The following is a 20665-nucleotide window of genomic DNA, read 5'->3' on the forward strand; positions in this document are numbered from 1 at the left end:
CGCTGTGGCGGGCGGACCCGGAGGAAACACCGGGACGGACCGCACGACGCCGTACTTGCCAACCGGGGGACTGGACCCGGCGGCCGAATCTTCACCTGGAGCACCCCACTACGGGAGAGGGTTGCTGTCCAGCCGGCCAGGGCCGATGGCTGGAACTCTTGATTTGAGCAAAACGCTAGGGCAGCACGGAGGGCCGGGTCAAAACGGGAACGTCACTATTCCGGTTCTTGACGTCGAAATCCGCCTCCTGGGGCGCATTGTGTGGCGGAGATTACACGAAACGGTCCACGAGTGCGGTGAGTTCGGCCGTAAGGGCGGCCGAGGTGCGGAGCTCCCGGCCGTCGAGCGAGAGGACCGGCGCGAGGAGCCGGATGCTCGAGATGAGCCAGACGGCGTCGGCCTCGAAGAGGTGGTGCGGTTCGAGCGGACCGTACCCGAGGTCCCACCCCTGCTCCTTCGCCGCGGTGAACAGTGCGGCCTGCGAGGTGCCCGCCAGGATCCCGCTCTCGAGCTGCGGTGTGACGAGGGTCTTCCGCCCGTCGCGCTCGTGGGCGAGCAGCACGGTGGAGGTGGGCCCCTCGAGGACCTTGCCGTCGGAGGAGGTGAAGATGACGTCGTCGGCGCCGGCGGCCTTCGCGTGGCGGATCGCGGCCATGTTGACCGCGTAGGAGAGGGTCTTGGCGCCCAGGAGCAGCCACGGGGCGCGCTGTGCCACGGTGCTGTCGTACCCGCGCTCGAGCAGGAGGACCTTCAGGCCCGCCTCGCGCTGCGCCAGCGTGGCCGCCGGGACGGGCGCGACCTGCACCCACGCCGTCGCGCGTCCGGCGCCCTCCATGCCGCGCGTGGCGACCAGCTTCACGACGGCGGTGCTCCTGCCCGGGTCCGCCGCGGCGAACTCGCGGAGGCCCGTGCGGATGGCACGGCTCCACGCGCCGGCGTCGGGCACCGCGAGGTCGAGGGCGGCGGCCGACGCCGCGAGCCTCGCCAGGTGCGCCTGTTCCTTCCGGGGCGTCCCGTCGACGGCCAGCATCGATTCGAAGACCCCGTCCCCGCGGGTGGCACCGAGATCGGTGGCCATCAGCTGCGGCTGCGCGGCATCCGCGATCCTGCCGTCGTCGGAGGCGGGGTCGAGGAACACGAGAACGGTCATGGGTCCCAGCGTATCGGCCGGAGGATCCGCGGTCGTCAGGTGAGTCTCACCTTCCGGGTGAAGAGTTTCTGCAGCAGGATGAACGCGAGGAGCAGGGCGCCGATCACGATGCGCGTCCACCAGGAGCTGAGGGTGCCCTCGTAGGAAATGAAGGTCTGGACGATGCCGAGGACGAGCACCCCCGCGAGGGACCCGAGCACGTAGCCGTACCCTCCGGTGAGCAGCGTCCCACCCACCACCACGGCGGCGATCGCGTCCAGCTCGAGGCCCGTGGCCGCCAGGCTGTACCCGGAGAGGCTGTAGAACGAGAACAGGATCCCGGCGATCGCGGAGCACAGTCCGCTGATCCCGTACACGAGGACCTTCGTGCGCGGGACGGCGAGGCCCATGAGCAACGCCGAGGACTCGCCGCCGCCGATGGCGTACACGGTCCGGCCGAACCGCGTCTGGTGCAGTACGTAGAACGCGGCGGCGACGACGAGCAGCGCGATCACGACGCCGGGGGAGACGAACAGCTTCCCCACCAGCGGGATCCTCGCCTGGGCCATGGACGTGAAGAACGGGTCCGTCACGGTGATGGAGTCGACGCTGATGACGTAGCAGAGGCCGCGCGCCAGGAACAGGCCCGCGAGGGTGACGATGAACGGCTGGATCTCGAAGACCTGGATGACCAGCCCCATGAGCAGGCCGAAGGTCGCGCCCGTCAGGAGCACGAGGGCGATCACCGCGACCGGGTTCCAGCCGGCCTGCAGGAGGGAGGCGGCGATCATCATGGACAGCGCGACGACGGAGCCGACCGACAGGTCGATGCCCCCGGTGAGGATCACGAACGTCATGCCCACGGCGAGCACGATGAGGAAGGTGTTGTCGATCAGGAGGTTGAGGAAGACCTGCCCGGACAGGAACCCCGGGTACATGGCGGCGCCGACGGCGAACATCGCGAGGAACAGGCCCACCGTCGCAAGGGTGGGCGCGTACCGCGCCCTGCCCTGCAGGCGGCTGATCCGGGAGCGGTCGAGCGGAGCGGGTGTGCGCGTGAGGACGGACATCAGACGGCCACCTCCACCGTGGACTGCTCGGTCACGGGACGCCTGCGCCGTCCCAGGAGGGTGCGGGCCCTGCTGGACTGCAGGAGGCAGACGATGATCACGACGAGCGCCTTGAAGACCAGGGTGGCTTCGGGTGGGATGCCCAGCGTGTAGACGGTGGTGGTCAGGGTCTGGATGATGAGCGCTCCGACGAGCGTCCCCACGAGGCTGTACCGGCCCCCGGCGAGGGAGGTACCGCCGATGACGACGGCGAGGATCGCGTCCATCTCGATGTACAGCCCGGCGTTGTTGGAGTCCGCCGCCGTGACGTTTGAGCTGATCATGAGCCCGGCGACCGCCGCGCACAGTCCGCTGAAGATGTACACGGTCCAGGTGATGGTGCGGGCATCGAGTCCGGCGAGGCGGCCGGCCACGGGGTTGATGCCCACGGCCTCGATGAGCGTGCCGAGGGCCGTGCGGCGTGTGAGCAGGCCCGCGACGCCGAACGCGGCCGCCGCGATGAGGATCGAGATGGGCAGGCCCAGGAAGAAACCGGCGCCGATCGCCTGGTAGGAGTCGTTGGAGACGGAGATGATCTGGCCATCGGTGACCAGCTGCGCCAGTCCCCGGCCGGCGGTCATCAGGACGAGCGTAGCGATGATCGGCTGGATCCCGATGACCGAGACCAGGAAGCCGTTCCACGCGCCGAGGACCAGGCCGGCGACGACGGCGATCGCGACGCCCGTGGCGGCGGTCCGCAGGGAGGTGGGGTCGGGGGAGCTGTAGATGTACATGCAGGAGATCGCGCCGGCGATCGCCGCGACCGCACCCACCGACAGGTCGATGCCCCGTGAGGCGATGACGAGTGTCATCCCGAGGGCGATCAGGAGGGTCGGGGCCCCGTTGCGGAGGATGTCGATGAGGCTCCCGAACAGGTGGCCGTCCTGGACGCGGACCGAGAGGAAGTCCGCGCGGAAGAGCTGGTTGAGCAGGAGCAGGAGGACCAGCGCGAGGACGGGCCAGGTGAGGCGGTGCCTCAGCAGCGCGCTCATGCGTTCGTCCCCGCGATGACCGTCATGACGTCTTCCATGGTGACTCCGTCGTTGGGTATGTCCGCCACCATCCGCCGGTCCTTGAGGATGGCGATGTGGTCGCTGAGACGCAGCACTTCCTCGAGTTCGGCCGAGATGAAGACGACGGACATGCCGTCGGCCGCCAGGCTGCTGATGAGCTTCTGGATCTGCGTCTTGGCGCCGATGTCGATGCCCCGGGTCGGCTCGTCCAGGATGAGCAGTTTCGGATCGGTGATGAGCCAGCGCGCGAGCAGCACCTTCTGCTGGTTGCCTCCGCTGAGGTCACGGATGAGCGAGTCCTTGTTGGCCGGGCGGATGTCGAGGGCCCTGATGAAGCGCTCGGCCAGCTCGTCCTGCGTGGTCCGGGGGACGCGGCGCCACCAGCCCTTGCCCGCCTGCATCGCCAGGATCAGGTTGTCGCGCACCGAGAGGTCCCCGATGAGTCCCTCCTCCTTCCGGTTCTCGGAGGAGAACGCGATGCCGCGCTCGATCGCGGACCGCGGGGTGCGTAGGGTGCGCGTGGTCCCGCCGATGCTCAGCTGCCCCTGGTCCGCCCTGTCGACGCCGAAGAGCAGCCGGGCCGTCTCGGTGCGGCCGGACCCGAGCAGGCCCGCGAGGCCGAGGATCTCGCCGGCGTGGACGGTGACCGTGACGTCCCGGACCGAGCCCTTCCGGCCCAGGCCCTCCGCGCGGAGGAACGGGACTTCCTGCGTGCGGTCCGGATGGCGGCGGCTCTCCGCCTCCTCGAGTTCGGCCAGGGCATCCAGCTCCTTGCCGATCATCTTCGAGATCAGGCCCATGCGCGGCAGCTCGGAGGTCAGGTACTCACCCACGAGCCTGCCGTTACGGAGGACCGTCATGCGGTCGGAGACCTCGTACACCTGCTCGAGGAAGTGGGACACGAACAGGATCGCGACGCCCCGGTCGCGCAGCGTCCGGATGACCGAGAACAGCTGCTGGACCTCGTCCGCATCGAGGCTGGAGGTGGGCTCGTCGAGGATGAGCACCCTGGCGTCGACCTGCATGGCGCGTGCGATGGCGACGAGCTGCTGGATCGCGATGGAGTGCGAGGACAGGACGGACCGGGGATCGATGTGGCCCAGCTGCAGCTGCCCGAGGACCTCCTCCGCCTTCCGGCGGACCTCCCGCCAGTGGATGGCGCCGCGCCTGCGGGGTTCGCGCCCGAGCAGGATGTTCTCCTCGACGGAGAGGTTGGGGCAGAGGTTCACCTCCTGGTACACGGTGCTGATCCCGGCGGCCTGCGCTGCCGCCGGTGTCGCGAAGCCCTGGCGGGTCCCCATCACGGTGATGGTGCCGTCGTCGACCGCGTAGACCCCCGTGAGTGCCTTGATGAGGGTGGATTTCCCGGCGCCGTTCTCACCCAGGAGGGCATGGACCTCCCCCGGGAACAGCCGGAAGTCGACGCCGTCGAGCGCCTTCACGCCCGGGAAGGCGATGGAGATGCCCTGCATGTCCACCACGGGGACGGTCTCGCTCATGGATCTGCCTCCTGTGCCCGGGATGCGGCGGGCCCGGCCTGCCGCATCCCGATCTCCTGGCGACCCGGCCGTCCCCGCGGACGGCCGGCCCGGTTCCTAGTACTCGCGGCTCGCGAGGACTTCCTTGGCCTGCTCGGGCGTGAAGGCCGTCTCCTCGGTGACGACGCGGGCCGGTACCTCCTCGCCCGCGACCACCTTGGCCGCCAGGTCCATCAGCTGGTCGCCGAGCAGCGGGTTGCACTCGACGATGTAGTTGATCTTGCCGTCCGCGAGGGCGGTCATGCCGTCCTTCACGGCGTCCACGGTGATGATCTTGATGTCCTTGCCGGGCACCTTGCCGGCGGCCTCGATGGCCTCGATGGCACCCAGGCCCATGTCGTCGTTGTGGGCGTAGACCACGTCGATGTCGGGCGTGTTCTTCAGGAACGCCTCCATCACCTGCTTGCCGCCGCTGCGCGTGAAGTCGCCGGTCTGCGACTGGACGATCTTGAGGTCGGGGTCCGCCGCGATGGCAGCCTCGAACCCTTCCTTCCTGTCGATGGCCGGCGCCGCTCCGGTGGTGCCCTGCAGCTCCACGATGTTGACCGGGCCCTCGGTCGAGGCCGAGTCCTCGACGAGCCAGTCGCCGGCCTTCTTGCCCTCCTCCACGAAGTCCGAGCCGAGGAAGGTCTTGTACAGCGAGGTGTCGGTGGAGTCGACGGACCGGTCGGTGAGGATGACGGGGATCTCCGCGTCCTTCGCCTCCTTCAGCACGGTGTCCCAGCCCGACTCGACCACGGGCGAGAAGGCGATGACGTCCACCTGCTGCTGGATGTAGGACCGGATCGCCTTGATCTGGTTCTCCTGCTTCTGCTGCGCGTCGGAGAACTTGAGGTCGACGCCCGCTTCCTCGGCGGATTCCTGGATCGACTTGGTGTTGGCGGTGCGCCAGCCGCTCTCCGCGCCGACCTGGGCGAAGCCCATGGTGATCGTGTCGTCGGAGGCGCCGCCGCCACCGGAATCGGACCCGCCGCCGCAGGCCGTGAGGGCGAAGGTGGTGGCGGCAACGACCGCCACGAAGGATTTCCTGAACACTGCTGCCTCCTACGATTCGGGACCACAGCAAGGGGCTATCTGCACCGTCGTTGCTGCAGGGGCGGGGAGCCCTGCGGCAATTGTGAACGGTAACAAATAGCCGGTCAAGGGATAGCGGGCACAATCCTGCGGCGATTTCCGGCAGCCCTGCGAGGGCGTGCGGCGGCCCCGGCGGCGAACGGCGGCATCCTCCGGGGAAGGGCAGCGGCTTCCGGCGGCATCCGGCGGAGAAACGAAGACCGGGACGCGTTGTCGCGCCCCGGCCTCCGGTAGGGGATCAGTTACTTCTGATCGTCGTTCTTCCCGTCGACGGCGTCCGTGGCCTTGTCCTTGGCCTGGTCCACCTTCTCGGGGTTGTCCTGTGCGTAATCCTTGGCCTTGTCAGCCATTCCACCAATGTCCGCCATAGAGTCTGCTTTCAGTCGAACCGGTCCGCGGCCCACCGGAGCTGCCGCGGTCTGACGCCTTCATCCTGCACCTGTCGGAAGGACGGGCGGTACCGGCAGGATCCGGTTGACAACGTACCGCCGGGCGGATGCTCAGGGGGCCGACATCCTGTGGAGGAGGTGGTCGCGCACCATGGGCCACTCGTGGGAGAGGATCGAGTAGACCACGGTGTCGCGCAACTCTCCGTTCCCGGACCGGGTGTGGCTCCTGAGCACGCCGTCCTGCTTCGCGCCGAGCCGGGTGATCGCCTCCCGTGACTGGTGGTTGAGCCAGTGCGTGCGGAACTCCACCGCCGGGCATCCGATCACCTCGAAGGCGTGGCGGAGCAGCAGGTACTTGGACTCCGTGTTGGTGCCGGTCCGCTGGGCCGACGCGGCGTTCCAGGTGGATCCGATCTCGACCCGCGGCGTGTCCCGGTCGATGTTCATGTACGTGGTCATGCCGATGATCCTGCCGGGCCCGTCGTCGGCGGCCAGCCGCGCGGTGAAGGGCAGCATCGTGCCCGCGTCCTGCAGCGCGAGCCGCCGGTCGATCTCCCGTGCCATGCCCTCCGGACCGGGCACCGAGGTGTACCAGAGTCTCCATAGTTCGCCGTCGCGGGCCGCCGCGACGAGACCGTCGTGGTGCCCGGGGGCGAGCGGCTCGAGGAGGACGCGGGTGCCGCGCAGGGTGACGGGGGTGAGGGCGCTCATGCCCCGACCCTAGCGGCGTCGGGGCCTCGTCACTGGCCCACGCGGCCCTCAGTGTTCGAAGTGGGTGGCGAGGGGTTCCGTCTGCCCGACCGACGCGAGGATGGTGACGGCGAGGTCCCGCAGCTTCACGTTCCGGGAGGACGACGCCCGCCGGAGGATCGCGAACGCCTCCTTCTGGGTGCACCTGTTCTGGGCCATGATCGCACCGACGGCGGTGTCGATCGTGGTGCGGGACGTCATCGCGGCCTTGAGATTCCGGCTGTCCTCGCTCAGCGTGGCGATGCGGACGGCCAGCCGCAGCGACCGCGAGGCGTCGCGCGCCAGGCCCTCGGCCACGGCGATGCCCTTCTCGTCGAAGACGTCCGGGCTGGTGGAGTAGAAATCGAGACCCGCACTGGCCCCGTCCTCGAGGCGGATGGGGATGCCGAGCGCGGAGCGGAGCCCGTAGGACGCGATGGCCTCACGGTACTCGGGGAAGCGCTCCTCGGTCAGGAAGTCCCGGATGTGGACCGTGACGCCGGTGCGGGCGGCCCTGAGGCAGGGGCCGTCGTCGAACCCGTACTGCACCTCGTCGACCTCGCGGGCGCGGTCGCTGCTGCTCGCGACGGTGATCATGGACCGCGGTCGCAGGAGCGTCACCCCGCAGAACACCTCGCCGTACGCCCCGGTGAACGCTTCGGCGGCCATGATCGCGAGCCCGGCGAGGAACTCCTGCACATCCTCGCTCTCGAGGACCATGTCCTGCAGGAGCGCCGCGACCGGGTCGCGCTCGGTCTCGTAGGCGAGTTCGTCTTCATCGGGCATTGGGGCACTCGTCCATTCATCGCACAGTTCTCGCACCACGGAAGGAGGGCTCCCTGCTGAGCCGGTATCAGCAGGACCCGGAACGCGGTACCACTCCCGAGAACTATACGGCCAGCGGTCCCCAGCCCGCTGTCGGTGGGGCACGCGGACGTCCGCCTGTCCACCCCCGCGCCGATCCCCGACGTTCCCGCGCACGGGAGGCCGGGGGTCCTACGATGGAAGGCAGCCGTGGCGGCTTCCGGTGCATCCTCCTGGGATCGTCGACGACGGGAAAGGAACCACCGATGACAGACGCGTACCTCCAGCAGTGGACGGCCCTCGAAGCGACCCGGGCAGCAGGCATCGACCTCGAGCACGTGGGCATGAGCTACACCGCGATGGGCGGCACCCATGACGAGTTCGAGGTCGAGGGATACCTCCGGGGGCTGACCCGCCTGCCGTCCCGCGACCGGGACCTCATCGCCCATGCGATCAACGAGATCATCGACACCACCGGGTCGATGGCCGACGGCGCGCACTACAGCACCGACCGGGCCGCGTCCTCCTCCGGGTTCGAGGAGTATCTCCGGCCGCTCACCACCGACCCCGACGGGTACGGGTTCGACCGCCGCGCGCTCCGGCCCGAGGCCCGGAGCAGCAACGGGGTCGGAGGAGCGCCGGCGGGTTCGTCGTCGGACCTGCTGGAGGATCTGGAGTTCCGGCGCGTCCAGGCGCTCTACGGGTCGGGTCTGCTCGACACCGGCGCCGAGGCCCGGTTCGACCGCCTGACCGCCCGTACCCGGGAGTGGTTCGATGTGAGCTCGTCCTCGATCGCCCTCATCGCCGAGGACCGGCAGGTGATCAAGTCCCTGGCCGGACCCATCGGCGCGGACCTGCCGATCGGCCTGTCGCTCTGCGCCGTGACGATCGCGGCGGACCGCACCCTCGTGATCCCCGACGCCCGCCAGCACCTCACCTACCGGGAACACCCCCTCGTCACGGGCGGCCCGAAGGTCCGCCTCTATGCCGGTCACCCGCTCACCACGCCGGACGGGTGGCGCATCGGCTCGCTCTGCGTGATGGACGACAAGCCGCGGGAGTTCACGGAGAACGACGTCCGCGACCTGCGGGCCTTCGCCCAGCACGTCCAGGACGAGATGTGGCGGGGACCGGTCGGCTAGTCCGCCGATACGACCGCCGACGGACGGCCCCGCCCTCAGGGCGTGCCGGACCCTCCGGCGGCGTCGGAGGGATCGTGCTCGCCGTCGCCCGACGGGAAGACCGCGCCGAGGGCCGAGAGGACCCCGCGCGCCTTGGTGCGCACCTCCTCCCACTCCTCCTCGGGATCCGAGTCGGCGGTGATCGCCCCGCCCACTCCGAGCGTCAGGCGCGTGCCGCCGTCGTCCGGCCCCTCCCCGACCGCCCCCATCTCCTCGAGGACGAGCGTGCGGATGACGACGGCGAGATCCGTGGCGCCGGTGAGGCTGAAGTACCCGGCGGCGCCCGAGTAGGGGCCGCGCGGCGCCCCCTCCAGCCGGTCGAGGATCACCATGGTGCTGATCTTCGGCGCCCCGGTCATCGAGCCGGCGGGGAAGGCCGAGGCGACGACCCCGGCCCGCGCACTCCCCGGGCGCAGGCGGGCGTCGATGGTGCTGACCATCTGGTGCACCGTCGCGTACGTCTCGATGTCGCACAGTCGGCTCACCGCGACCGAGCCCGGGATCGCGTGGTGGGAGAGGTCGTTGCGGAGGAGGTCGACGATCATGATGTTCTCCGCGCGGTCCTTCGCCGACGTCCGGAGGTCGTCGAGCAGGGCGGCGTCGGTGGCGGGATCGGACGAACGCCCCCGCGTCCCCTTGATCGGTTCGGCGCGCATCCGTCCGTCGGTGGTGAGCCGCAGGAAACGCTCGGGCGAGGTGCTCGCGACGGCGAACCCGGGGAAGCGCAGGTAGTGCGCGAACGGGGCCGGGCTCGCTGCGCGCAGCCGGAGGTATGCGTCCAGCGGGTCGAGGCGGTCCGCGCCGTCGATCCGCGCCGACAGCGACGTCGTCAGGCACACCTCGTAGGTGTTGCCGTCGGCGATCTCGGCCTGGGCCCGGCGGATCTTCGCGAGGTACCCGTCGCGCGTATCGCGCGCTCCGAAGCGGGGCACCGGCAACGGGGGCGGCACCGGGGGAGGGCCGGGTGCGGCGACGGCGTCCCGTGCCCGGGACAGCCAGGCGTCCCGGTCGGGGTCGGGCCGTCCGTCGGAGAGGGTCAGGAGGAAGACCGTGTCGTCGGCATGGTCGAGGACGACGGCGCGGCCCGCGAACAGCAGCGCGGCATCGGGCAGGTCCCCCGCGGGCGAGGCGGCGGCGCCGCCCGTCTCCCGTCTCAGTCCGTAGCCGAGGTAGCCCAGCCAGCCGAGCCCGAAGTCGCAGGCGAGGCCGTCGGGCACGCGCACGGCCCGCCGGCCCCAGACGTCGTCGAGCCACCGGAAGAAGGGCTCCCTGATCCGCGTCGTCACCGGCCCGGCCACGATGTCCGTGACGCCGTCCCGGTGCAGGGCGCGCTGCCCGAAGGCGCCGCCGGCGTCGGCCATGATGGTGAACCGGTTGCGCCCGTCCGGCAGCGCGTCCGTCCCGGCGTCCGAGCTGTCGAGCCAGACGGCCGCGGGCGCGTCGCCGTAGAGGGTGGAGAACAGTGCCGCGGCGTCCGGGGCGGCCGGAAGGCGCTCGCAGTCCAGGACGAGCCCGCGCCGGCCCGCACGCTCCGGTGCCAGCAGCACGGTGCAGGCGGGCAGCCCGGTGAGGGCGAGGCGCACGGCCTGCGGTGACGGTGGCCCGTGGTGGCCCTGCACGACGACGTCCGCGGCCGCGCCGGGATCGTCGGCCGCCAGCCAGCGGTCCTCCTGGTCGGCCCAGCGCTGCCAGAACGGGGCGTAGGCGTCGCCGTCGCGCTCGATCGCGGTCCGCTGCCGGACCTGCGCGTCGGCCTCCACCCAGATGACGGCGTCGAGCCGGGAGCGCGCCGCAGCCGCCGCGGCGCCCACGCCCTCCAGGATCACGATCTCGGCCGCCGCCGTCGTGCGCTCCGCACCGTCCTGCCCCTGCGCCCAGTCCCAGGCGTTCCACCGTGCCGTCCGCCCCTGCCGTAACGGGGTGAGGACGTGCTCCACGTAGCGGGTGATCCCGGCGTCTAGCCCGTCCCACCCCGGGTAGATGTCCTCGAGGTGGAAGAGGCCGACCGTGTGGTGCTCGCGCAGCAGGGCGGCGAGTTCGACGGCGAGGGTCGTCTTGCCGGCACCGGACCGCCCGTCGATCGCGATGAGCAGGGGTGGGGTGGCGGGTGCGGTGCTGGGCGCGGCGGGCACGGGTCAGGCCAGGGCGAGCAGCACGCCGACGCCCACGAAGAGGGAACCGAAGGTGCGGTTCAGGACGAGCTGGCCGCGGTCGTCCTCGGTGAAGCGCCGGAACGAGCGTGCGGCGCCGGCGTAGAAGAACCACATGACGAGGACGTCGACGACGATCACCGTCGCGGTCAGCGCCCCGTACTGGCGCAGCAGGGGCTCCTCCGGCCGGATGAACTGGGGGATCAGCGCGAGGAAGAAGACGATGGCCTTCGGGTTGAGCAGGTTGACCCACACGCCGCGGCGGAACATCGAGAGCGACCCCTCGCCACCCTGCAGGGCGCGGACCTCGCTGTGCTCGGGCTTCTGCAGGAATTTCCGCACACCGAGGTGGACGAGGTACGCGGCGCCCGTGTAGCGGATGACGTCGAAGGCGAGGGGCGAGTTCGCGACGAGGAGCCCGACGCCCGCGCCGGCGATGGCGATGTGCACCAGGAGGGCCGCCTGCTGCCCGAGGATGCCCCAGAGGGAGCGGCGGAATCCGGCCGTGAGGGCGTTGCTCATGGTGTTGACGGCTCCCGCGCCGGGCATGAAGCTGATGAGCGTCTGGGCACCGAGGAGCGCCAGCCAGAGGGAGGGGTTCACCCGATCATGGTACGCATGGCACGTCAGGCGTCCGGACCCTCGGCGTCGAGCTCGTGGCGTACGAACCGTACGACGCCCTCGACCGCGCCGTCGACCATCTTCCAGGTGGCCTCGAAGTCGCTCGCGTCGCCGTACCAGGGGTCGTAGATGCCGAGGTGTTCCAGCCCGATGTCCGTCGTCGAGGGGTCGAATTCGCGGAGGAGGTGGATCTTCTCGCGCGCGCCCTCGTCGGGGGAGTTCTCGCGCAGGTGGCGGTAGTGGTCGAGGTCGAGGGCGAGGATGAGGTCGCGCTCGCCGTACCAGCCCTGCTCGAAGCGGCGTGCCCTGTGCCGGTGGCTGTCGATGCCGAGCTCGGCCAGCTTCGCCGCCGCCCGCTCGTCGATGGGCCTGCCCGCCTCCCAGTCCGTGGTGCCCGCGGAGTCGACCGTGACGTCGTCCGCCATGCCCGCCTCCGCGAAGGCACGGGTCAGCATGAGTTCGGCCATCGGGGAGCGGCAGATGTTCCCGGTGCAGACGGTGACGATGCGGTACATCGGGCCAGCCTAGCGGCGGTACCCGTTCCGGGCACGGCGGGAGGGAGGCGGCGAGGAGGGCACTCCGCGGGTCAGTCCCGCGCGAGGATCTCCAGGCTCGGCATCAGGAACACGCCCCCGTCGGCCCTCGACCACCTGCGCCACCCCTCCGCCAGTCGTTCGAGGGTGCGCTGGTCGGCCAGGCCGCGCTCGAGGGTCTGCCCGGCGAAGGCCGAGTGCAGCACCCGCTGTGCCCACGACTCCGCGTGGACGCGGCGGTCCTCGGGCGTGACGTAGATCCAGTTCGACGACGACACCTCGACGTCCGCGAACCCCGCCTCGGCCGCCCAACCCGGGAGGCGGCGTCCGGCATCGGGCTCGCCGCCGTTGCCGCGGGCGAGCGTGCGGTAGAGCTCGCGCCATTCGTCGAGCTCGTCGACGGCCGGGAACCAGGTCATGGCTCCGAAGTCGGCGTCGCGTGCGGCGACGATCCCCCCGGGCCGGACGACGCGCCGCATCTCGCGCAGCGCCGCCACGGGGTCGGCCAGGTGCTGCAGGAGCTGGTGCGCGTGGACGACGTCGAACGATTCGTCGGGCACGTCGAGGTCGTACACGTTGCCCTCGCGGAACGCGACGTTCGCCACGTCGGCGTACGCCCGGGACGCCTGCGCGACGACGTCCGCCGAACTGTCGAGGCCCACCACCGAGCCCGGTCCCACGAGGTCGGCGAAACCCGCCGTGATGCTGCCCGGTCCGCAGCCGATGTCCAGGACGTCCAGCCCGGCCTCGAGGAAGGGCTCGAGGTAGGCGGCCGAGGAGGCGACGGTCCGCGCCGCGTGTGCCGTCGTGACGCTCGGGTGGTGTCCGTGGGAGTAGACCTCGTCGTTCATGTTCCGAAGGCTAACCGCCGGAAGGGCGCTCAGCCAGCATCCACGTCGTCCAGCGCCACATCCCGGGCCGCGACCGTGGCATCGGTGACGTCCTGCAGCATGTCGCGCAGGAGCTCCAGCTGCTCCTCGGAGTAGCGGTCGAGGACGGCGTTGATGTGCCGGGCGAGGGGGGCGAACAGCATCGCGCCCGTGGAGCGTGCCTTCTCGGTCATCTCGAGGTGGACCTGCCGCCGGTCGACGTCGCTGCGACGCCGGGTCACGTGGCCGGCCGAATCGAGGCGGTCGACGAGGGCCGTGGTGGCGGGCGAACTGAGGTTCAGCTCCTCCCGCAGCAGGCCGGGGGTGACGGTGAGCCCGGCACGGGCCGCGCCCATCATGATGCTCAGGGCGTGCAGGTCGGTCCGGTAGAGGCTGTCCCGCTCGCTCGCGACATCGACGTAGCGGTCCGTCTCGACGGTGAACTGCCGCAGCAGTGCCATGAGATCTTCCCTCGCGGCCATGGGTCCTCGCCTTCCTTCCCCTCCAGTTTAGGCCGATGACAATTATCTCCACCATAGATATACTTTGCCATAGAGATAACTTGGGAAGGCAGGGAAATTCATGAAGAGCAGATGGTTGAGGGTGCTGTTGCCCGCGGTGGTCGTCCTGGTCTGGCTGATCGGGGCGGCGATCGGCGGTCCCACGTTCGGACGGCTCGAGGAGGTCTCGAGCAACGACCAGGCGTCGTTCCTGCCCGCGAGCGCGGAGTCCACGGAGGCGGGCGAGCTGCAGCAGCGCTTCAGCGACTCCGATGCCATCCCCGCAGTGATCGTCGCCGAATCGGACACGGTGATCGACCCGCGGGACCTCGGCCCGTTCGAGGACCTCGCCGCCACGCTCGGGGAGGTCGAAGGACTCGAACCGCCGGCCGAGGGTGCACCGCCGGTCGCCGGGCCCGTCCCCTCCGAGGACGGGCTCGCGGTGCAGTACATCGCCTTCGTCTCCTCCGACGCGGAGCTCGCCGAGGTGGTAGGCGAGCTGCGCACGGTGCTGACGGAGGAACTGCCCGACGGCGTGAGCGGCTACGTCACCGGACCGGCGGGCTTCACCAACGACCTCGTCGGGGCCTTCGGCGGGATCGACGGCATCCTGCTCGGCGTGGCGCTCGGTGCGGTGTTCATCATCCTCCTCGCCGTGTACCGCTCGGTCGTGCTGCCGTTCCTGGTCCTGCTGACCTCGGTCTTCGCCCTCTCGACGTCGATCCTGCTGGTCTTCGGCCTCGCGCAGCTCGAGTGGATCAAGCTCAGCGGGCAGAGCCAGGGCATCCTCTCCATCCTCGTGATCGGTGCGGCCACGGATTACGCCCTGCTGCTCGTGGCGCGGTTCCGGGAGGCGCTCGCCGAGCACGAGACGACGTGGGACGCGCTGCGTGTGGCGTACCGCAGCTCGGTGGAGCCGATCGTGGCGTCCGGCGCCACGGTCATCCTCGGGCTGCTCTGCCTGCTGTTCTCCGACCTCAACTCGAACAAGAGCCTCGGGCCCATCGCCGCGATCGGCATCGTCTTCTCGCTCGGCGCCGCCCTCACCCTGCTGCCCGCGCTCCTGCTGCTCTTCGGCAGGGCCGCGTTCTGGCCGCTGCGCCCCCGCTACGACCCGGCACTCGCCACCGTCGTCGCGCCGCACCACGGCCGGCACGCAGCGCCGACGGACACCGGCGCGGAGACCGGGCTCGAGCGGCTCAAGGGGATCTGGAGGCGCGTGGCCCTGCAGGTCGCCCGCCGCCCGCGCGTCCTCTGGATCGCATCCCTGCTCATCCTCGTGGCCGGCGCGCTCGGGCTCACGCAGCTGCAGGCCAGCGGCGTCCCGCAGTCGGCCCTGATCCTCACGCCGTCGAACGCCGTCGACGGGCAGGACGCGCTGGGCCGGCACTTCGACGCGGGGTCCGGAAGCCCGGTCTACGTCGTCGCGCCGGAAGCGGACCAGGACGCGGCCCTCGACGTCGTCGCCGGGCAGGAGGGCATCTCCGGGGCGACGCTCACCGCCGATCCGGGCGGTGCCGCCGTCGTGGAGGACGGGCGGGTGCTCATCAGCGGGACCCTCGCGTACCAGGCCGACTCGGAGGAGGCCGAGGACGTGGTGCGCGAACTGCGGACCGCGCTCGACGACGCCAGCCCGGATGCCCTCGTGGGCGGTGTCACGGCGGTGGCGGTCGACACGAACGACACCGCGCTCGCCGACCTCGTGAAGATCATCCCGATCGTCCTGGCGGTCATCCTCGTGGTCCTCATCGTCCTGCTGCGCTCGGTCCTGGCGCCCGTGCTCCTCGTGGCCAGCGTGGCGCTGTCGAACGCGACGGCGCTGGGTGTCTCCGCGCTCGTCTTCAACAACGTCTTCGGGTTCGAGGGCGCCGATGCGTCGGTGCCGCTCTTCGCCTTCGTGTTCCTCGTGGCGCTGGGCGTGGACTACAACATCTTCCTCATGACGCGGGTGCGCGAGGAGTCGCTGCGCATCGGCACGCGGCCCGGGATCCTGCGCGGGCTGGGGGTCACCGGCGGGGTCATCACCTCCGCGGGCGTGGTGCTGGCCGCGACCTTCGCGGCGCTCGGCGTCATCCCGGTGCTGTTCCTCGCGCAGATCGCCTTCATCGTGGCCTTCGGCGTGCTGCTGGACACCGTGCTGGTGCGGTCGCTGCTGATCCCCGCGCTGGCCTACGACATCGGGCCGAGGATCTGGTGGCCGTCGAAGCTGGGCAGGGTTCCGTCCCCGCGGTAGCCCGCCGGGCGGGTGCCGCGCGCCTGTGCCGGCACAGGGGCGGCCCCGGCGGTGTCCGGCGGCACCCCGCGCCCACCGCGCCCACTCCGTGCGCGCCGGGTGGCAGGACGTGCGGAAGCTGGGAGTTTCCTGCACAGCAGCCGCACAGCTCCCGGAAAGGAGCGCGCTAGGTGCGGGCGGCACAGTGGAGGGACAACGCCCGATCCGCCAGGAGGACACCATGATCAGCTACCGACCCACCCCCGACCTCACGCCCGGACGCAGGGGCCTGCGGGCCGCGCTCGGCGCGATGGCGCTGGCCGCGGTCCTCGGCACGACGGCGTTCGCGCCAGCGGGCACCGGGGCCGCTCCGGCGGCGGAAGCGCACGCCGTCGTCGTCGGGACCATAGCGCCTGCCGAGCAGGCGGTCGTCCGCCGCCAGGACACGGGCGGCTCCCTCGACCAGGGCGCCGCCGGGCCCCAGCGGGCCTGACCGTCCCGCCGGTCCGCCCCGTGGGGGATACTGGACCGCAACGCCCGCCCGGCCCGCGCCGGTTCCCCAGAACGATCTCCGACGTTTCCAGGAAGACCCGATGGCCGACGCCTCCCACTCCATGACCGACAACCTGCCGCGCCTCGCGCACCCCGACGGCAGCCCCATCCGGGCACTCGTGGTGGACGACGAGACGAGCCTCGCGGAACTCGTCAGCATGGGCCTGCGCATGGTCGGCTGGAGCGTGACGACGGCGAACGACGGCCGCACCGCGGTGTCCGCCGCGCGGGACTTCCGCCCCGACGTCCTGGTGCTCGACGTCATGATGCCGGGCGTGGACGGTATCGAGGCGCTGAAGAAGATCCGCGCCTTCGCACCGAACGTCCCCGCACTGTTCCTGACCGCGAAGGACGCCGTGCAGGACCGCATCTCCGGGCTGTCCGCGGGCGGCGACGACTACGTCACCAAGCCCTTCAGCATGGAGGAGCTGATGCTGCGCCTCCACCGCCTCGTCCAGCGCTCGGGTGTCGCGGCGTCGGACTCCGCAGAACTGGTCGTCGGGGACCTCGTGATGAACGTCGACACCCGCGAGGTCACCCGAGGCGGCGACGATATCGCCCTGACCTCCACCCAGTGGGAGCTGCTGCGCTACCTCATGGAGAACCCGCGCCGCGTGGTCAGCAAGTCTCAGATCCTCGACAGCGTGTGGAAGTACGACTTCGGCGGCCAGGCCAACATCGTCGAGCTCTACATCTCCTACCTCCGCAAGAAGATCGACGTCGGGCGCACACCCATGATCCACACGGTGCGCGGCGCCGGGTACGTCCTCAAGCCCGCGGCTCCGTGACAGCTCCCGGCACGCCCCGGACCCGCCCGGTGGCAGGCCGCAGGCCGCTCCACCTGCGGACCAAGCTGATCCTCGCGACGCTCGCCCTCCTCACGACGATCTGCATGGCGATCGGTGTGCTCAGCCACCTCGCGATGAGCAGCTACCTGACGCGGCAGCTCGACGACGCCCTCACCCCCGCCGCAGGTCGGGCGGGGTTCCCCGGCGGGCGCCCTCCCGGCGACGACCAGCGGCCGTCGCGCGACGTCGACCCTGAGAACGCGGCCGGGCAGCGCCCAGGGACCCTCAACGCGGTGTTCGACGACGGCGACGTACGGGGTTCCGCCCTCGTGCAGGACGACGGCAGCACCGATCCCCTCACCGCCGCGGACCTCGACCTGCTGGCGGGTCTCGACCCGGTGGCGGGCCCCGAGGAACTGACCCTGAGCACCGGCCACTACCGCGTCGACGCGGCGGTCCTCCCCGGCGATGTCGGCGACGACGCCGGCGGCTCCGGTGACGTCGGCGGGGGCGTCCTGGTCACGGGCCTCTCCACGACCGAGCGCGACAGCACGCTCGTGTCCCTCGACATCACCGTCGCAGGCCTCTCCCTCGCAGGCCTGGTGCTCACCGGACTCGCCGGGACCGTGATCATCCGCCGGTCGCTGCGCCCGCTCGAGGAACTGTCCGCCGTCGCGACCTCCGTCTCGCAGCTGCCCCTCTCCTCGGGGGAGGTCGCCGTCCCCGTCCGTGTCCCTCCGGCCGTCGCACGGCCCGGCACGGAGGTCGGGACCGTCGGGCTGGCCCTCAACGGGATGATCGACCACGTCACGGATGCCCTCCGGGAACGCCACGCGAGCGAGCTGAGGGTCCGCCGGTTCGTGGCCGACGCCAGCCACGAGCTCCGGACGCCCCTCACCTCGATCCGCGGGTACACCGAGCTGGTCCTGATGAGCGAGACCGTCAGCCCGTCAGGACGGGCCGCTCTCGAACGCGTCGACAGCGAATCGAGGCGCATGTCCTCGCTCGTCGAGGACCTCCTGCTCCTCGCACGCCTCGACGAGGGCCAGCGCGGAGAGGCGACTGACGTCGACCTCACCGAACTCGTGATCGAGACGACGAGCGACGCCCGGGTCGCAGCGCCCGGGTACTCCTGGAGCCTCGACCTGCCCGACGAGCCCGTCGAGGTGCGGGCCGTCGAAGCGGAGGTCCGGCAGGTGCTCATCAACCTGCTCTCCAACGCCCACAAACACACCCCATCAGGTACTGCCATCGCCACGGCACTCGCCGTCACGGGCGGCACGGCCACCATCACCGTCACCGACTCCGGGCCGGGGATCGATCCCGCGTTCCTCGACACCATCTTCACGAGGTTCAGCAGGGCCGACGCCGCCCGCTCGGCGAACGCCGGCAGCACCGGGCTGGGACTCGCCATCGTCCGGGCGCTCGCGGAGGCCAACGGCGGGGCGATCAGCGTGAGCAGCGAGCCCGGTCGCACGCAGTTCCGGGTGGACCTGCCGCTCGCCCGGCCGCTCTCCCCGGCGGGCCACGCCGCAGGGGAACACGCGTAGGCCCCGGCGCCGGCAGGCGGCACCGGGAAATTTTAGATGTCCGTGGCGTGGCGCTTATACGCGCGAAGCTCGCTACCCTCTACGTATGGACGACATCGCCGCTTTTCTGGACGCACGCATCACCGAGGACGAGAATGCGGCCCGCAGGGGCAGCCTCCCGGAGGAAGTGTGGGGGGTCGGGGGCTGGTACGACCCCCAGCGCGTCCTCGCGGAATGCGAGGGCAAGCGTGAGCTCCTCCGCTACGCCGTCATGGAGCTCGACACGCGCAGCAGCACGTCCGTCCTCCGACTGCTCGCCCGCCCGTGGGCTGGCCACGCCGATTACAGGGCCGAGTGGCGGGCCTCGGCGGGGGCAGGATTGAAGGACCTGACGGCCTAGTCCCGGGGGTCAAGGCCCGCGCGACCGACACTCACCCGCCCCGGAAGCAGGGCCGGCACCGCCGACGGGAGCTGCATGACCACGGGCCGGCATCCTTCCGCAAGCTTTGCGCAAGAACATCGAGGCACTGCTCCGGACGGGGCGCGGGTCACTACCCTTGGACTGTGCCCATCCATTCCGTCCCGCCTACCCCTGGCCAGCACCAGGAGCGTGGCGTCGCGCCCCTCGGGGGCGACGCCGACGTCCCGGACGCGTCGGGGAAGGCGATGGACATCCTCGACCCGCGCGTCCTGCAGGAGATGGAGCGTGATTTCTCGGACCCCGCCGCCGTGCACCGGTTCGCCCGCGATTTCTGTGCCGGGCTGGCAGGGAAGATCGACCGGCTGGACCTCCGGCTCGCGGAGGGGGATTCCCGCGGCGCCGAGGACGCCGTCCTGAGCGTGACCGCGTCGTCATCGATGGTGGGCGCCCTGCGCCTCGTCCAGGCAGGACGCGCGACCCACCGCCTGATCGTGGCCGGGAACCTCGACGGCGCCCGGCGTACCGTGGCGTTGCTGCGAGCCTGCGCTGCCGCGACCGTCGGCGAACTCCGGGACATCCACCCCGAACGCCCCTGAGGCCGGTTCAGCGCGAGGTGCTCCCCGGCACGATCCGGAACCCGACCCCGCGCACGGTGACGATCACGTCAGGATCCCCCTTCGTCCGCGCGAGCTTCTGGCGGAGATTGGCGATGTGCACCTCGATGGCCCGCTCGTCCGTGCGGCTCACGAAGTTGTAGCCGCGGTAGTCCCGGCCCCGCGACACACGCACCAGCTCCTCCTTGGTCCGCACGGCACCGTTGCTCCTCATCAGTTCGTGCAGGAGGTTGAACTCGGTCTTCGTGAGCGGCAGCTCGACACCGGCGCAGCTCGCGGTGCGGGCCTCACCGTCCACGACGAGGATGCCGTTGCGCAGGAGGGTGTCGGACAGTTCCCGCGGATCGTCGTCGATGCGGACGGGGGCAGCGGCGGGCGCGGCGGACTGCGCCGACGGGTGCTGCGCCACCTGCTCGGCCCGGGGCCTGCGGAGCATCGCGTCGATACGGGCCCGCAGTTCGCGGGGGCGGAACGGCTTCAGGACGTAGTCGTCGGCGCCGGCCTGGAGGGCGGTCAGGATATCGAGCTCGTCGTCGCGGCCGCTCAGGACGATCACGTAGCAGTCGGTGGTGGAGCGGATCCGCCGCAGCACCTCGTACCCGTCGATGTCGGGTAGGCCGATGTCGAGGGTCACGACGGTCGGGTGTTCCTGGCGGACGACGTCGACGCCTTCCCGTCCGGTGGCAGCCCCGGTGACCTGGAAGCCTCCCTGCGCGAGGATGGCCGAGACCAGATTGCGGATATCGAGGTCGTCCTCGATGACGACGGCGGCCCGCAGCTCACCGGAAGCTGAGCTACTCATGCCGGCAAGTCCCGCGGTGGCTTCGCACGTCGGCTGACGCGAGCCCGCGGGCACGGCATCCGATCGGTTCAGGAGCGATATTGAATTGGGTTGTCCGAGCCATACTCC

The 20665-nt window shown here is 70.8% G+C and carries 21 protein-coding genes and 1 riboswitch; of the genes, 7 read left to right on the top strand and 14 right to left on the bottom strand.

The features are described from left to right. Window positions 1–46: 46 nt before the first annotated feature. A riboswitch (SAM riboswitch) is annotated at window positions 47–164 on the bottom strand. Between the two features lie 107 nt (window positions 165–271). The 8 genes from ACX80K_RS05690 to ACX80K_RS05725 form a co-directional block, all read right to left on the bottom strand. Then, window positions 272–1150: an aminodeoxychorismate lyase gene (locus tag ACX80K_RS05690; RefSeq protein ID WP_459270899.1), complete on the bottom strand. Its 879-nt coding sequence runs from the start codon at window positions 1148–1150 to the stop codon at window positions 272–274. A 35-nt stretch (window positions 1151–1185) separates the two neighbouring features. Beyond that, complete coding sequence (yjfF, locus tag ACX80K_RS05695; RefSeq protein ID WP_459270900.1) at window positions 1186–2199, bottom strand: galactofuranose ABC transporter, permease protein YjfF; 1014 nt, start codon at window positions 2197–2199, stop codon at window positions 1186–1188. Continuing rightward, the gene (locus ACX80K_RS05700; protein ID WP_459270901.1) at window positions 2199–3230 is read right to left on the bottom strand and encodes an ABC transporter permease; all 1032 of its coding nucleotides are present in this window, start codon (window positions 3228–3230) and stop codon (window positions 2199–2201) included. Before ACX80K_RS05700 ends, yjfF begins: the two co-directional genes overlap by 1 nt. Then, window positions 3227–4750, bottom strand: a complete 1524-nt coding sequence (locus tag ACX80K_RS05705) for a sugar ABC transporter ATP-binding protein (RefSeq protein ID WP_459270902.1) — start codon at window positions 4748–4750, stop codon at window positions 3227–3229. The genes ACX80K_RS05700 and ACX80K_RS05705 overlap by 4 nt, the downstream gene beginning before the upstream one ends. A 96-nt stretch (window positions 4751–4846) precedes the next feature. Continuing rightward, window positions 4847–5824, bottom strand: coding sequence for an ABC transporter substrate-binding protein (locus ACX80K_RS05710; protein WP_459270903.1), 978 nt, complete (start codon window positions 5822–5824; stop codon window positions 4847–4849). Window positions 5825–6105: 281 nt separating this feature from the next. Further along, on the bottom strand, window positions 6106–6213 hold the full coding sequence (locus ACX80K_RS05715) for an Rv0909 family putative TA system antitoxin (RefSeq protein WP_459270904.1): 108 nt from the start codon (window positions 6211–6213) through the stop codon (window positions 6106–6108). 150 nt (window positions 6214–6363) lie between these two features. Continuing rightward, window positions 6364–6963: a GNAT family N-acetyltransferase gene (locus ACX80K_RS05720; protein ID WP_459270905.1), complete on the bottom strand. Its 600-nt coding sequence runs from the start codon at window positions 6961–6963 to the stop codon at window positions 6364–6366. A 48-nt stretch (window positions 6964–7011) separates the two neighbouring features. Further along, the gene (locus tag ACX80K_RS05725; protein WP_459270906.1) at window positions 7012–7767 is read right to left on the bottom strand and encodes an ANTAR domain-containing protein; all 756 of its coding nucleotides are present in this window, start codon (window positions 7765–7767) and stop codon (window positions 7012–7014) included. A gap of 284 nt (window positions 7768–8051) precedes the next feature. Between ACX80K_RS05725 and ACX80K_RS05730 the strand changes: the two genes are divergently transcribed. Continuing rightward, the gene (locus ACX80K_RS05730) at window positions 8052–8927 is read left to right on the top strand and encodes a GAF domain-containing protein (protein WP_459270907.1); all 876 of its coding nucleotides are present in this window, start codon (window positions 8052–8054) and stop codon (window positions 8925–8927) included. A gap of 35 nt (window positions 8928–8962) precedes the next feature. On the opposite strand, the gene ACX80K_RS05735 is transcribed toward ACX80K_RS05730, so the two are convergent. From ACX80K_RS05735 to ACX80K_RS05755, 5 genes are all read right to left on the bottom strand, one after another. After that, window positions 8963–11098 (bottom strand): chorismate-binding protein, encoded by a 2136-nt coding sequence (locus ACX80K_RS05735; protein WP_459270908.1) that lies wholly within the window; start codon window positions 11096–11098, stop codon window positions 8963–8965. Between the two features lie 3 nt (window positions 11099–11101). Beyond that, a complete protein-coding gene (locus ACX80K_RS05740) occupies window positions 11102–11719 on the bottom strand; it encodes a LysE family transporter (RefSeq protein ID WP_459270909.1) in 618 nt (205 codons plus the stop codon). Between the two features lie 23 nt (window positions 11720–11742). Further along, window positions 11743–12252 (bottom strand): low molecular weight protein-tyrosine-phosphatase, encoded by a 510-nt coding sequence (locus tag ACX80K_RS05745; protein ID WP_459270910.1) that lies wholly within the window; start codon window positions 12250–12252, stop codon window positions 11743–11745. Between the two features lie 71 nt (window positions 12253–12323). After that, window positions 12324–13121 (bottom strand): methyltransferase domain-containing protein, encoded by a 798-nt coding sequence (locus ACX80K_RS05750; protein WP_459270911.1) that lies wholly within the window; start codon window positions 13119–13121, stop codon window positions 12324–12326. Between the two features lie 29 nt (window positions 13122–13150). Continuing rightward, window positions 13151–13621, bottom strand: a complete 471-nt coding sequence (locus tag ACX80K_RS05755; RefSeq protein ID WP_459270912.1) for a MarR family winged helix-turn-helix transcriptional regulator — start codon at window positions 13619–13621, stop codon at window positions 13151–13153. Window positions 13622–13721: 100 nt separating this feature from the next. Here ACX80K_RS05755 and ACX80K_RS05760 point away from each other — a divergent pair, with 100 nt between their 5' ends. The 6 genes from ACX80K_RS05760 to ACX80K_RS05785 all read left to right on the top strand — a co-directional run bounded on the left by ACX80K_RS05760 (window position 13722) and on the right by ACX80K_RS05785 (window position 19737). Continuing rightward, window positions 13722–15872 carry an MMPL family transporter gene (locus tag ACX80K_RS05760; RefSeq protein ID WP_459270913.1) on the top strand — a complete coding sequence of 717 codons (2151 nt, stop codon included), beginning with the start codon at window positions 13722–13724 and terminating at the stop codon, window positions 15870–15872. A gap of 220 nt (window positions 15873–16092) precedes the next feature. Then, complete coding sequence (locus tag ACX80K_RS05765; RefSeq protein ID WP_459270914.1) at window positions 16093–16344, top strand: hypothetical protein; 252 nt, start codon at window positions 16093–16095, stop codon at window positions 16342–16344. Between the two features lie 100 nt (window positions 16345–16444). Beyond that, window positions 16445–17191 carry a response regulator transcription factor gene (locus ACX80K_RS05770; protein ID WP_459270915.1) on the top strand — a complete coding sequence of 249 codons (747 nt, stop codon included), beginning with the start codon at window positions 16445–16447 and terminating at the stop codon, window positions 17189–17191. A 29-nt stretch (window positions 17192–17220) separates the two neighbouring features. Beyond that, complete coding sequence (locus ACX80K_RS05775; RefSeq protein ID WP_459270916.1) at window positions 17221–18741, top strand: sensor histidine kinase; 1521 nt, start codon at window positions 17221–17223, stop codon at window positions 18739–18741. Between the two features lie 85 nt (window positions 18742–18826). Further along, window positions 18827–19120: a DUF6221 family protein gene (locus tag ACX80K_RS05780; protein ID WP_459270917.1), complete on the top strand. Its 294-nt coding sequence runs from the start codon at window positions 18827–18829 to the stop codon at window positions 19118–19120. Window positions 19121–19284: 164 nt separating this feature from the next. Continuing rightward, on the top strand, window positions 19285–19737 hold the full coding sequence (locus tag ACX80K_RS05785; RefSeq protein WP_459270918.1) for a hypothetical protein: 453 nt from the start codon (window positions 19285–19287) through the stop codon (window positions 19735–19737). Window positions 19738–19744: 7 nt separating this feature from the next. On the opposite strand, the gene ACX80K_RS05790 is transcribed toward ACX80K_RS05785, so the two are convergent. Next, window positions 19745–20557: a response regulator transcription factor gene (locus tag ACX80K_RS05790; RefSeq protein WP_459270919.1), complete on the bottom strand. Its 813-nt coding sequence runs from the start codon at window positions 20555–20557 to the stop codon at window positions 19745–19747. Window positions 20558–20665 lie beyond the last annotated feature (108 nt).

Source organism: Arthrobacter sorbitolis (genome assembly GCF_054510995.1).

Coding starts and splice junctions, on each gene's coding strand:
- ACX80K_RS05690 (WP_459270899.1), bottom strand. CDS start 1,150: ATGACCGTTCTCGTGTTCCTCGACCCCGCCTCCGACGACGGCAGGATC.
- yjfF (WP_459270900.1), bottom strand. CDS start 2,199: ATGTCCGTCCTCACGCGCACACCCGCTCCGCTCGACCGCTCCCGGATC.
- ACX80K_RS05700 (WP_459270901.1), bottom strand. CDS start 3,230: ATGAGCGCGCTGCTGAGGCACCGCCTCACCTGGCCCGTCCTCGCGCTG.
- ACX80K_RS05705 (WP_459270902.1), bottom strand. CDS start 4,750: ATGAGCGAGACCGTCCCCGTGGTGGACATGCAGGGCATCTCCATCGCC.
- ACX80K_RS05715 (WP_459270904.1), bottom strand. CDS start 6,213: ATGGCTGACAAGGCCAAGGATTACGCACAGGACAACCCCGAGAAGGTG.
- ACX80K_RS05720 (WP_459270905.1), bottom strand. CDS start 6,963: ATGAGCGCCCTCACCCCCGTCACCCTGCGCGGCACCCGCGTCCTCCTC.
- ACX80K_RS05725 (WP_459270906.1), bottom strand. CDS start 7,767: ATGCCCGATGAAGACGAACTCGCCTACGAGACCGAGCGCGACCCGGTC.
- ACX80K_RS05730 (WP_459270907.1), top strand. CDS start 8,052: ATGACAGACGCGTACCTCCAGCAGTGGACGGCCCTCGAAGCGACCCGG.
- ACX80K_RS05745 (WP_459270910.1), bottom strand. CDS start 12,252: ATGTACCGCATCGTCACCGTCTGCACCGGGAACATCTGCCGCTCCCCG.
- ACX80K_RS05750 (WP_459270911.1), bottom strand. CDS start 13,121: ATGAACGACGAGGTCTACTCCCACGGACACCACCCGAGCGTCACGACG.
- ACX80K_RS05755 (WP_459270912.1), bottom strand. CDS start 13,621: ATGGCCGCGAGGGAAGATCTCATGGCACTGCTGCGGCAGTTCACCGTC.
- ACX80K_RS05760 (WP_459270913.1), top strand. CDS start 13,722: ATGAAGAGCAGATGGTTGAGGGTGCTGTTGCCCGCGGTGGTCGTCCTG.
- ACX80K_RS05765 (WP_459270914.1), top strand. CDS start 16,093: ATGATCAGCTACCGACCCACCCCCGACCTCACGCCCGGACGCAGGGGC.
- ACX80K_RS05770 (WP_459270915.1), top strand. CDS start 16,445: ATGGCCGACGCCTCCCACTCCATGACCGACAACCTGCCGCGCCTCGCG.
- ACX80K_RS05780 (WP_459270917.1), top strand. CDS start 18,827: ATGGACGACATCGCCGCTTTTCTGGACGCACGCATCACCGAGGACGAG.
- ACX80K_RS05790 (WP_459270919.1), bottom strand. CDS start 20,557: ATGAGTAGCTCAGCTTCCGGTGAGCTGCGGGCCGCCGTCGTCATCGAG.